The sequence below is a fragment of the Peptostreptococcus sp. MV1 genome (assembly GCF_000758885.1).
GTDB lineage: Bacteria > Bacillota > Clostridia > Peptostreptococcales > Peptostreptococcaceae > Peptostreptococcus.
In genome coordinates this window covers 1-3,988 of the sequence record NZ_JRNB01000021.1, presented here as the reverse complement: position 1 = coordinate 3,988, position 3,988 = coordinate 1, and the positions used below count along the sequence as shown (strand labels likewise).

Below are 3,988 nucleotides of genomic sequence, written 5' to 3'. Positions count from 1 at the left end.
TATTAGAGGAATTGAACATACGGTCATTAAGGGCAAATTGACATATATACCTGACTCTTGTGAGCATTGTAATGGAGAAAATAAAATCCCCCCTAGCAGGAATATACCTAGCAGGGGGGATTTATTTTGCCCTACTGAAAAAAAATGTGGAAAGCCACAAAAATTTTCAGTACATGGATTGTTTAAGTTATGAATTCATGATAAGATAGTAGTGAAAAAAAATGTGGAAAGCCACAAAAATTTTCAGTAGACAGGGGGGGATGATAAATGGAAAGGGATATATACTTAGAACAGTTAATCAGAAAAATGAATAATGGTATGATAAAGGTAATAACTGGAATTAGGCGTTCTGGAAAAACATACCTTTTATTTAAGCTATTTTATAAATATTTGAAATCAGAGGGTATAGAAGAAAGTAATATCATAAAAATTGCTTTAGACGATAGACGAAATATTGAATTAAGAAATCCTGATAAGCTATATGAATATTTAGTATCAAACATTTCTAGTGAAGGAAAATATTTTGTGCTACTGGATGAGGTTCAGATGGTAGATGAATTTGAAGATGTGCTAAATAGTATGCTACATATAGATAATGTTGATGTATATGTAACAGGTAGTAATGCGAAATTTCTATCAAAGGATATAATAACCGAATTTAGAGGTAGAGGAGATCAAATCCATATTTTTCCCTTGTCATTTTCTGAGTTCTATCAAAATTTTGAAGGGGACAAGTATGATGCTTGGCTAGAGTATTCCATGTACGGTGGATTGCCCAAGCTGGTATCTATCAAAAATAATGCTGATAAGGCTAGCTACCTGAAAAATATAGTGACAGAAACATACCTAAAGGATATATTAGAAAGAAATGATGTGCGAAATCCAAAGGAGCTGGAAGAATTGCTGTCTATAATTGCCTCAGGTATTGGTGGGCTTGTCAATCCTAAAAAAATATTGGATACCTTCAAAAGAGTGAAGGGTGTTTCCATACATCATAGTACAGTGTCTGACTATCTTACATATTTTGAAGATTCTTTTTTGATAAGTAGGGCTGATAGATATAATGTAAAAGGTAGAAAATATATTTCAACACCTTGTAAGTATTATTTTTCTGATTTGGGTCTTAGAAATGCTAGTTTGAATTTTAGGCAATATGAAGAAACTCATATTATAGAAAATATTGTATATAATGAACTGCTGATTAGAGGATACAATGTTGATGTTGGGGTAGTTGATTATTTTGTGAATGATGAAAATAGTAAAAGTATCAGGAAGAGTGCAGAAGTTGATTTTGTTTGCAATGCTGCGCCTAATAGAATTTATATACAAGTAGCCTATGATCTTCCTACTGAAGAAAAAATGAAGCAGGAAAGGACTTCTTTGGAGAAAATAAATGATGATTTTAAAAAGATTATTATAGTGAAGAACTCTCCAACATATTATACAGATGATGGAATACTGATTTTAAATTTATTTGAATTTCTTTTGGATAAGGATAGTCTTTTGTAAGAAGAAACAAAATCTTAAATAGTAAGGGATAAACATAAGACCTAAATCCCCCCTAGTAGGAATATACCTAGCAGGGGGGATTTATTTTGCCCTACTGAAAAAAATGTGGAAAGCCACAAAAATTTTCAGTACATGGATTTTTATTTTGATTAGAGGCTTATTTACAAAAAAAGCTTCCAAAAAACGTATAACTTCTATACAAAAAATAAAATTTTAGAAATATTTTTGAAAAACAGCTTTACATATAAGATATTTAGTAGTATTATGTAAGTGTAATGATAATAAAAATCAAAAACATTATAATAAAAATCAAAAAAATTACAATAAAAAATAGGAGGTACTAATATGATAATTAATAAAAAAACTAACAAAAAGGCAGCTAGTTATGCTTTGATGGAGTCTATTGCAGACAATAATTATACGGCTGTGATTGATTCTTTTGAGGAGACAGATGGCCTAGTGGATGTCTTTGCTGGTGTGTGCAGGGAATTGACATTCTTTGTGATGAAGGATTTTATGTATTCAGTATTTGGGGCAAGTGATACTGGTTACAAGCATTTTTCCAATAAGGATGCCAATGTTTCTGTGAGGGATATTTTGAATGCTGAGGCACTTTTATCCAGTGAGATTGATTGTCCAAGTCGTGCCAAAGCTTTGGCCAAAGATTATTTTGATTCTAGTATCTTGTCTTTGTTATTTTCTCTGAGGTTGACTGGAGACAATATGGGTGACAACATTGACCTTATGGAGTCTATATTTGACTATACTAGGGGAGATAGGCTATATATCAAGACTCTTAAGGCTCATACCAGGGAAAAGGATATGGCTGTTTGTATGTTACTCAAGAATTGCTACCGTATGTCTGCCAAGGAGATTGCTAGGCGTATGAATATTTCTGAAGCAAAGGTTTACAAGCTGATTGCAGGTTGGGATGATTCTAGGGATAGTATTTATGTCAGGCTATACCACTACTTGCATTCTAGGATTGTGGCTATGAGGCATCAGATTTTAGATGATCAGGAGGGGATGATTTTCCTTAGGCCAGCCAAGAATGCCAAGGATTATATTTCTATTGATACTAAAAATTCTTTTATGGAGCCTACTAGTTTGGGTGAGGAAGAGGTCGGCAAAATGCTAGATGATTTTAAGAGAAAAAAGGAGATTGAGAAGATGAGTAATAGATTGGGAATAGATATTAGTAAGTATAATGGTAGATGTGATATGGAGGCGGCCAAGAAGGCTGGTGTTCAGTTCGCTATTTTGAAGGCTGGTAGTGGCTATAGTGGTGAGGATCCATACTGGGTTAAGAACTACAATTCTTGCAAGAAGGCTGGTCTGGGTGTTGGTGCCTACTGGTATTGTTATGCTACTACAGTTGATGAGGCTCTCAAGGAGGCTGATATGTTCCTTCACTCTCTGGAGGGAATGCAGTTTGATTATCCTGTATATCTGGATATGGAGGACAAGTGCCAGTCTAGGTTGGGCAATGATTTGAGGACTAGGATTGCCTATGCTTTTATGAAGCGTGTGGAGTCTAGGGGCTATTATGTAGGTCTGTATTCTATGAAGTCTTGGCTGGATAATAGTTTTGATATGTCCAGACTCAAGGATTTTGACCTGTGGGTGGCCAGGTGGTCTAGTAGACACCATGGTTACAATGGCCCAGGTTTAGTAGGTATGTGGCAGTATACTAATAAGGCTCATTTCAAGGGGATTGGCTCTACTAGTGAGGGCGGTGTCGATGCTAGTGTAGCCTATATTGATTATCCGACAATTATCAAAAAGAATGGTCTGAATAACTATGTGAAAGTTATGTGATTTTTTATTATTTTTATCCACATTCAAGCACTTTTGTGTTAACATATGATAAGACTCGGTTTATGTGGAGGTGATTATCATTAGATTTAGGTATAGAAGAACATGTGCTCTGATTGTGGCTATTATCATTATATTACCTGTGATTTTTTGTACTGTGAGTCTTGTTGGTCATATGAAAAATTTAGATGTTAGACCGATTGTGAGGTTTAGCTTTGTTGTTATTGAGGTCTTTATGTTGATGCTTTTGGCACTTATGACAAGTAGGAATGCTCTGGGAAGGTCTAGGGCTTTCGGCTTATTTATTACAGTGGTGACTATAGTCTTGATATCTTTTGGGCTCCACCTTCTTTTGCATATTGATTCTACTCTGACTGGAGAGAAGAAGGTTGTTGAGGATGGTAGACCGAGGTTGGCTGTTATAAGGTATCATAGGGATATTAAGGTTTCGTATTATAGGTATTTTGATAGCTTGTACTATGGTGATATAGATAGGACTGAATACTACAATAGAGGTGTATTAGATATTTTCAGTGAGAAAAACAAGCCTGAATCAGTTATTAAATATTAGGATTTACCTAGATTATTGGGATTTAATGTAGGTAGATCCTTTTTTATGTATGACGGGCATGCCGTCAGTCTGTGGTGAAAGTCCACGTAGGGC

General features: G+C 34.9%; 3 protein-coding genes. All 3 read left to right on the top strand.

The features are described 5' to 3' along the window. Nucleotides 1-267 precede the first annotated feature (267 nt). The 3 genes from HMPREF1639_RS02105 to HMPREF1639_RS02095 all read left to right on the top strand — a co-directional run bounded on the left by HMPREF1639_RS02105 (nt 268) and on the right by HMPREF1639_RS02095 (nt 3,895). A complete protein-coding gene (locus HMPREF1639_RS02105) occupies nt 268-1,509 on the top strand; it encodes an ATP-binding protein (protein WP_036762774.1) in 1,242 nt (413 codons plus the stop codon). Between the two features lie 345 nt (nt 1,510-1,854). Then, nucleotides 1,855-3,327, top strand: a complete 1,473-nt coding sequence (locus HMPREF1639_RS08900; protein WP_052045380.1) for a glycoside hydrolase family 25 protein — start codon at nt 1,855-1,857, stop codon at nt 3,325-3,327. A 154-nt stretch (nt 3,328-3,481) separates the two neighbouring features. Beyond that, nucleotides 3,482-3,895: a hypothetical protein gene (locus HMPREF1639_RS02095; RefSeq protein WP_207640737.1), complete on the top strand. Its 414-nt coding sequence runs from the start codon at nt 3,482-3,484 to the stop codon at nt 3,893-3,895. Nucleotides 3,896-3,988: the final 93 nt, after the last annotated feature.

Excerpts from the sequence above, each read along its gene's own strand:
- HMPREF1639_RS02105 (WP_036762774.1), top strand. The coding sequence starts at position 268 with ATGGAAAGGGATATATACTTAGAACAGTTAATCAGAAAAATGAATAAT.
- HMPREF1639_RS08900 (WP_052045380.1), top strand. The coding sequence starts at position 1,855 with ATGATAATTAATAAAAAAACTAACAAAAAGGCAGCTAGTTATGCTTTG.